Annotated in this window: 6 protein-coding genes; 2 read left to right on the top strand and 4 right to left on the bottom strand. The window is 38.6% G+C overall.

What is annotated here, in order from left to right; genetic code table 11:
• Nucleotides 1-55 precede the first annotated feature (55 nt).
• The 4 genes from O3636_RS01400 to nox all read right to left on the bottom strand — a co-directional run bounded on the left by O3636_RS01400 (nucleotide 56) and on the right by nox (nucleotide 5,451).
• On the bottom strand, nucleotides 56-1,390 hold the full coding sequence (locus tag O3636_RS01400) for an Nramp family divalent metal transporter (protein ID WP_000094601.1): 1,335 nt from the start codon (nucleotides 1,388-1,390) through the stop codon (nucleotides 56-58).
• A 1,066-nt stretch (nucleotides 1,391-2,456) separates the two neighbouring features.
• Nucleotides 2,457-3,044, bottom strand: a complete 588-nt coding sequence (gene pdxT, locus O3636_RS01395) for a pyridoxal 5'-phosphate synthase glutaminase subunit PdxT (RefSeq protein WP_261012439.1) — start codon at nucleotides 3,042-3,044, stop codon at nucleotides 2,457-2,459.
• Entirely contained in the window at nucleotides 3,045-3,920 is an 876-nt protein-coding gene (pdxS, locus tag O3636_RS01390; RefSeq protein WP_084886814.1) for a pyridoxal 5'-phosphate synthase lyase subunit PdxS, read from the bottom strand.
• A 151-nt stretch (nucleotides 3,921-4,071) separates the two neighbouring features.
• Entirely contained in the window at nucleotides 4,072-5,451 is a 1,380-nt protein-coding gene (nox, locus tag O3636_RS01385; RefSeq protein WP_261012440.1) for a H2O-forming NADH oxidase, read from the bottom strand.
• A 306-nt stretch (nucleotides 5,452-5,757) separates the two neighbouring features.
• On the opposite strand from nox, the gene O3636_RS01380 reads away from it, so the two are divergent.
• Complete coding sequence (locus O3636_RS01380) at nucleotides 5,758-6,681, top strand: FAD:protein FMN transferase (protein ID WP_261079750.1); 924 nt, start codon at nucleotides 5,758-5,760, stop codon at nucleotides 6,679-6,681.
• A 59-nt stretch (nucleotides 6,682-6,740) separates the two neighbouring features.
• On the top strand, nucleotides 6,741-7,346 hold the full coding sequence (locus O3636_RS01375) for an NADPH-dependent FMN reductase (protein WP_000915939.1): 606 nt from the start codon (nucleotides 6,741-6,743) through the stop codon (nucleotides 7,344-7,346).
• Nucleotides 7,347-7,352: the final 6 nt, after the last annotated feature.

Below are 7,352 nucleotides of genomic sequence, written 5' to 3'. Positions count from 1 at the left end.
GAAATCTTGGGTATCTTTTTTCTTATATGCTTGTTTTATAACTCGGGTGAATTTCTTAGAAAATATCAAATAACAATTTCACATTGAGAATTGTTAAGATAATGGAAACGATATAGCCAAGGATGGTATTCCATTTGGCATTGGTAAATTCTCCCATCAGTGATTTCTTAGAAGTTAGATAAATCAGTGGGAAGATTGAAAATGGAAGAGCAATCGAAAGAAAGACTTGTGAATAAACCAATAACTGATCTAATGTTTTTTCCTGATGACCAAACAGAACCGCTACAATCATGACAGGCAACAAGGCAAAGAGACGAGTTGCCAAACGAATGAACCATTGAGGTAATCTCATATGCAAGAAACCTTCCATAACGATTTGTCCAGTCAAGGTACCCGTAATTGTCGAATTTTGACCACTGGCTAATAAAGCCAAGGCAAACAAGGTTGATAAGGTCGAGCTAGCTATAGCTCCTGCAATAGTAGAATCCTGCAAGGCATTATACATTTGAGAGAAGGCAGAAATCTCAGATGCATGGCCGAAAAAGAGAGCCGCCCCGAGAATTAATAGAAGGGAGTTAACCACAAAGGCCAAGGATAATTGGAGATTTGAATCCCAGGTCATAAAGCGCACGGCTTTTCGAACATCATTCTTGTCCTTGTGATTGATTTTCCGAGTTTGTGACAAGGAAGAATGCAAATAGAGGTTATGGGGCATAACCGTTGCTCCCACGATCCCTAGTGCCAAGGTTAATTGACTTTCATGCCCTGGCAAGGGACTTTCAAATAAGGTTGCATTCGGTAGATAACCCTCAACGATTCCTTGGAAGCTTGGATGTGACAAAGCTACCAGATAGGTAAAAATTGCTAGAATGGTTAAAATCAGTGTTGTCACAATAGCTTCAATCTTCTTAAAGCCAAATTTCATCAGAAGCAATAAGAGAAAAACATCCAACACGGTCAAGAGAATTGCTATCATAATCGGAATCTTAAAGAGAAGATTGAGAGCAATCGCTGAACCTAGAACTTCTGCCAGATCTGTCGCCATCAAGGCTAATTCTAAAATCACCCATAGACTATAACGAAGCCATTTAGGTGAATGATGAGCCGTTGCTTGAGCCAGGTCCATCTGGGTTACAATACCAAGCTTTCCTGCCATCTGCTGAAGTTGCATGGCAATGAGAGATGAAATCAAGATAACAAACAAGAGACTATACTTATAGGAAGCACCACCGACTACACTGGTAATCCAGTTTCCTGGATCCATATAACCAACTGCGACAAGAGCACCCGGACCTAAAAAGGCATTTAAATTTTGCCAGAAATGATTGTTATTTGGAGTATCGATAGATTGATTAATCTCAGAGAGTGACACTTTTTTATGAGAAGACATAGATACTTACCTCTTTCTAAACCTACTTTTTCATTATTTTCTATTAGAGAAAAATAAGATTGACTTTAAACTATTAAAACAATGAAAACTATATGAAAAACATTTAGTTTTTTCATTATTTTTCTTAAGACACCTTAATATTTTTTTTAAGGCACATTAATATTTTTCTTAAGGCACCTTAATTATAACACAAAAAATGAAAACTATATGAAAAACATTTAGTTTTTTCATTATTTTTCTTAAGGCACCTTAATTATAACAGAAAATATGATAAAAACTTAAGAAAATTCAGGACTTGATTTAATATTTAGGATACAACAAAATGTTGTATTCTTTTTTTGCAAAAGAATACCAAAGAATAAAATAAAAAACGTTGTAAAATGTACTGACCCTTTTCACCTTGTTAAAACACCATTGATCTTAACTCATCACTTACCTCTTAAAAAATCTTTAGAATTGGCTTAATCCCCTTTATTGTATCGCGTTTGGAGTTTTTTAGGTATAACCTTCGACGCGCACCTTACGTAGGACGACAGACTCATAGCTTTATACATAATAGAACGAGTATCTCCATCTGTAGAGATACTCGTTTTTTGCTATTTTCAAAGTGTTCTTTTTGACCAATCCCATACATCATTTTTATAGTAAATTGAAACTAGAATAGTACATCGTGGATACTAAAACATTTCTAGAAATTAATTTGATTTCCCTAATCAAGTTGCACACATCTTATTTCAAACCACTATATATTCAATGAAAATCAAAGAGCTAACTAGGAAGCTAACCGCAGGTTGCTCAAAGCACCGCTTTGAGGTTGCGGATAAAGCTGACGTGGTTTGAAGAGATTGTCGAAGAGTATTAAGGAGTATAGAATAGTATTTTAACTCCATCCTCTAAAGTGCTCCCAATAAAAGATACTTGAACACTATATTCAGTATATAAGCTTTATTCCAACGATCATTCTTTTCTAATTTATCGTAAATAAATATAAATTCACAGAATGCTGCCAGATAACTTAAAAAATGATTCTTTGGAAAGAGCGAATCAAAACTTGATTTATCACTTTTTATTCCACTATCTTTTTGTCACACATATTTATAAAGTACTGGTGCAAGCGAACATCATCAGTCAATTCTGGATGAAAAGAAGTTACCAACATATTTTTTTCTTGGGCTGCAACGATTTGATCTTCAACTGTTGCTAGAATTTCTACACCCTCTCCAACACTGCTGATAATTGGACCACGGATAAAGGTCATTGGAATCTGACCGACTCCCTTACATTCTGCTTCCGTGTAGAAACTTCCTAGTTGGCGCCCATAGGCATTGCGCTCGACCACCATATCCATAGTTCCAAGATGACTTTCTTCCTGAGAAGTAATTTCCTTAGCCAGCAATATCAAGCCTGCACAGGTTCCAAAGGCTGGTAAGCCAGATAGAATGGCTTCTCGGATGGGAATCAGCATGTCCTGGTCTCGTAAGAGCTTGCCCATAGTTGTAGACTCCCCACCAGGCAAAATCAAACCCGACAAGTCGCTCTGATCTTGCTGAAAATCATCTAGATTTCTGATTTCAACACTCTCAACACCTAATTGCTCTAGTACTTTTGCATGCTCTGCAAAGGCACCTTGCAAGGCCAATATTCCGATTTTCATCTATTTTCCTCGCTCAGCCATGAGAATTTGTATTTCATTTTCATTAATACCAACCATAGCTTCTCCTAAATCTTCAGAGATTTGAGCTAGGATTTGAGGATTACGGAAGTTAGTCACCGCTTTGACAATGGCACTTGCTCGTTTAACAGGATCTCCTGACTTAAAAATACCTGAACCGACAAAGACCCCCTCTGCCCCTAATTGCATCATTAACGCAGCATCTGCTGGCGTTGCAACTCCTCCAGCAGCGAAATTTACAACTGGCAATTTTCCATATTCATGAACATATTGGACCAATTCTACAGGGACTTGCAAGTCCTTAGCAGCAACATAAAGTTCGTCTTCACGTAGATTTTGAATGCGGCGAATTTCCTGATTCATCATACGCATATGGCGAACAGCTTGAACGATATCTCCTGTACCCGGTTCTCCTTTGGTACGAATCATAGAGGCTCCCTCAGCGATACGACGCAAGGCTTCACCCAAGTCCTTAGCTCCACAGACAAAAGGAACTTGGAATTCTTTCTTGTCCACATGGAAACGGTCATCAGCTGGAGATAAAACTTCACTCTCATCGATATAGTCAATTTCAATAGCCTCTAAAATCTGAGCTTCAACAAAGTGCCCAATTCTGACCTTGGCCATTACTGGAATACTCACCGCTTCTTGGATTTCCTTAATCATCTTTGGATCACTCATACGGGAAACACCACCAGCTGCACGAATATCAGCTGGTATCCGCTCCAAGGCCATAACAGCTGCCGCACCAGCAGCTTCTGCAATACGGGCCTGTTCAGGATTCTGAACGTCCATGATAACCCCACCTTTGAGCATCTGTGCCAAGTTTTTATTTAGTTCATAACGATTTTCAGTCATTTCTTTTTCCTCATCATTTATATTGGTAGCTACCATTTCATTTTAATTCAGAACAGAAGGAATCACAAGATAAAAAAAGGATAATTGTGTGGGTACAGATTGGCTAAAAAACTATCTGACCCTAACTTAAGACCAGATAGTTCATCAAATTTTATTTTTCAGCTGTAAGTGCAGCCATTGTGATGTAGTTGTATGGTTTGTTAAAGTGTGGCAAGAAGAATAGGTCTGTCAATGCCAATTTATCAATTGTTACATGCTCTTGGATAGCAAGTGAGAACATGTGGATTCCCATGCTGATTGCAGAATCGTGTGAAACCATTTGGGCACCAAGAATTTCACGGCTATCTTTGTCAAAGACAATCTTAATTGCTACTTCATGGTTGTCATGTTTCATGAATTCTGGTTTTTGAAGATCGTTAAAGCCTGTTTCAGTTGCATTATAACCAGCAGCTTTAGCTTTTTCAAGAGTCAAACCAGTTGAAACCATGTGAAGACCGTAGATTGAAATACCGTTTGAACCTTGCACACCGATTCCTTCCAATTCATGTCCACAAGCGTTGTAGGCACCAACGATACCAGTACGAACTGCGTTTGAAGCAAGGGCGATGTAGCTTGTGTCTTTACGAGCGTTGTCATAAACAGTCGCACAGTCACCAACGGCAAATACACCAGGAAGTGAAGTTTCTTGTTTCTTGTCTACAAGGAAGGCACCGTTACGGAAGAGTTCAATCTTACCATCAGCAAGGGCTGTGTTTGGACGGAAACCAACTGCAAGGATGACCATATCGACATCGAAAGTTTCTTTATCAGTAATCAAGCGTTCAACTTTACCGTCACCCTCAATTGCTTTAACAGTTTGACCAAGCGCCAAGCGGATGTTGTGGTCTTCCAAGTTCTTCGCCATCATTTGTGTGAAGTCTTTGTCATAGTAACCGTTCAAAACAGTATCAACGATATCAACAAGGACAACTTCTTTTCCAAGACGTTCAAAGGCTTCAGCGAGTTCAACACCGATGTAACCACCACCAACAACAGCGATACGGTCGAGATGTTGGCTCTTGTCAGCAAGTTTATTGATAACTTCTTCAGCATTTTGGTACAATTTCACGAATTGTACATTTTCAAGAGTTGCTTTAAATTCGCGGTTTCCTTTAACAATTTCAACACCTTCGATTGGTGGCAAGATTGGTGTAGAACCTGTAGCGAAAATCAATTTTTCGTATGATTCTTTGTGCTCTTTTCCTTCAACTTCCGCTGTAACTACTTTGTTATCATAGTCGATTGAAAGAACAGGTGAGTTCATGTAAACTTTAGCACCTTTAGCTTCCAATTTTTCTTTATCAGAATAGAACAAGCCTTCAGCACCGTCAATTTGTTCCCCAATCCAAAGAGCCATTCCACATCCTAGGAAAGAGATGTTAGAGTTTTGGTCAAATACAACAATTTCGTTCTCATTTCCAAAATTATCCAACATGGTATTGATACATGCTGTACCAGCGTGGTTAGCACCGACTACAACGATTTTACTCATAAAAAATTCCTACCTTCAATTTTAAATTTACCCTTCTAGTATAACATTTACTGTTAGCGTTTACAAGAGTTTAGCTAATTTTCCCGATTTTTTTGTAAAAAATTGTAAATAATCTGTATCTTAACACGTATTCTTGCAATTTTTCTTCATTTCTTGAGCATATTTCTTGACATCTTTACAAAATTTATTTGTGAAAACGCTGACTTTATGGTATGCTAGTATCATGGAAAGAAAATGTAAGGGGATCATTTTTCATAAATTTACTATATTTCAACCTTCTTTTCATAAGAGAAAGGAGTTGGTAGCTTGCCTCTTAGATCACATTCCGAACGACTAATGGGGACTACTATCACTATTTCATTAGTAGATGAGCGAGCCGATAGCTTGCTCCAAAAATCCTTTGATTTACTCAGAGAGCTAGAATACCGCTTCAATGCCAATAGTCAGGAATCTGAGTTGATGGAAATCAATCATCAAGCTGGAATAGCCCCCGTCACGGTTCATCCAGACCTGTTTGAACTAATTTCACTTGGTTTAGAGCATAGCCTAGCGCCCTCTAGCCATCTCAACATCAGTATTGGTCCCTTAATTCAAACCTGGCGTATCGGTTTTTCAGATGCCAAAGTGGCCCAGCCTCAAGAAATTGAAGCGGCGCTACCTTTAATCAATCCTCATGATATCGAGTTAGATTCTTCTACTTCCACTGTATTCTTAAAGCAGAAAGGAATGAAAATCGATCTTGGTTGTTTAGCCAAGGGTTATAGTGCGGATAAGGTTGCCCAATTTCTGAGAGAAGAGGGAGTGACATCTGCCTTAATCAATCTGGGAGGGAATATCCTGACCATTGGAAAAAATCAGGCAAGAGAAAATCAGCCTTGGCAAATCGGGATTCAAGACCCAGCCAATCCAAGGGGAAATCACTTAATGACCATCCCTGTTGTCAATAAATCTGTCGTGACTTCAGGCATTTATGAACGTCACCTGACCGTCGATGGACAAGATTACCATCACATTTTTGACAGTCAAACAGGATATCCTGTTGAAACGGAGCTAGCGAGTCTAACAATCATATCTGATAAATCAGTTGATGGTGAAATCTGGACAACTCGACTCTTTGGAGAAAGACCTGCTTCTATCCTTTGGCAAGTCGAAAGTTTGGAGGGAATCGAAGCGATTCTGATTGATAAGGAAGGTCACCTAAGTTGTTCTTCAGGAATTCCTACTCTATAGAAACAACTGTTTCAATGGAGTTTTAAAATCGTATTATGTAAAAAGAGAAAGGAAATCTCATGTTAAAACTTATTGCTATTGTTGGAACAAATTCAAAACGTTCTACAAACCGTCAATTGCTTCAATACATGCAAAAACACTTTGCTGACAAAGCTGAAATTGAACTTGTTGAAATCAAGGATATCCCTGTCTTTAACAAACCAGCTGACAAGCAAGTACCTGCTGAAATCTTAGAAATTGCTGCTAAAATCGAAGAGGCAGATGGCGTTATTATCGGTACTCCTGAGTACGACCACTCTATCCCAGCTGTTTTGATGAGCGCTCTTGCTTGGTTGTCTTATGGTATTTACCCACTCTTGAACAAACCAATCATGATTACAGGTGCTTCATATGGTACACTTGGTTCATCACGCGCCCAATTACAACTTCGCCAAATCTTAAACGCACCAGAAATAAAAGCAAGTGTCCTTCCTGATGAATTCTTGCTTTCACATTCTCTTCAAGCCTTTAACCCAAGTGGCGACTTGGTTGACCTTGATGTTATTAAAAAATTGGATGCCACTTTTGACGACTTCCGTATCTTTGTAAAAATTACAGAAAAATTGCGCAATGCACAAGCACTACTTCGCAAAGATGCTGAAGACTTTGACTGGGAAAATTTGTAAGATAGG

This window comes from Streptococcus sp. 27098_8_76 (genome assembly GCF_041432315.1).
GTDB lineage: Bacteria > Bacillota > Bacilli > Lactobacillales > Streptococcaceae > Streptococcus.
This window is presented reverse-complemented; position numbering and strand designations above follow the sequence as displayed.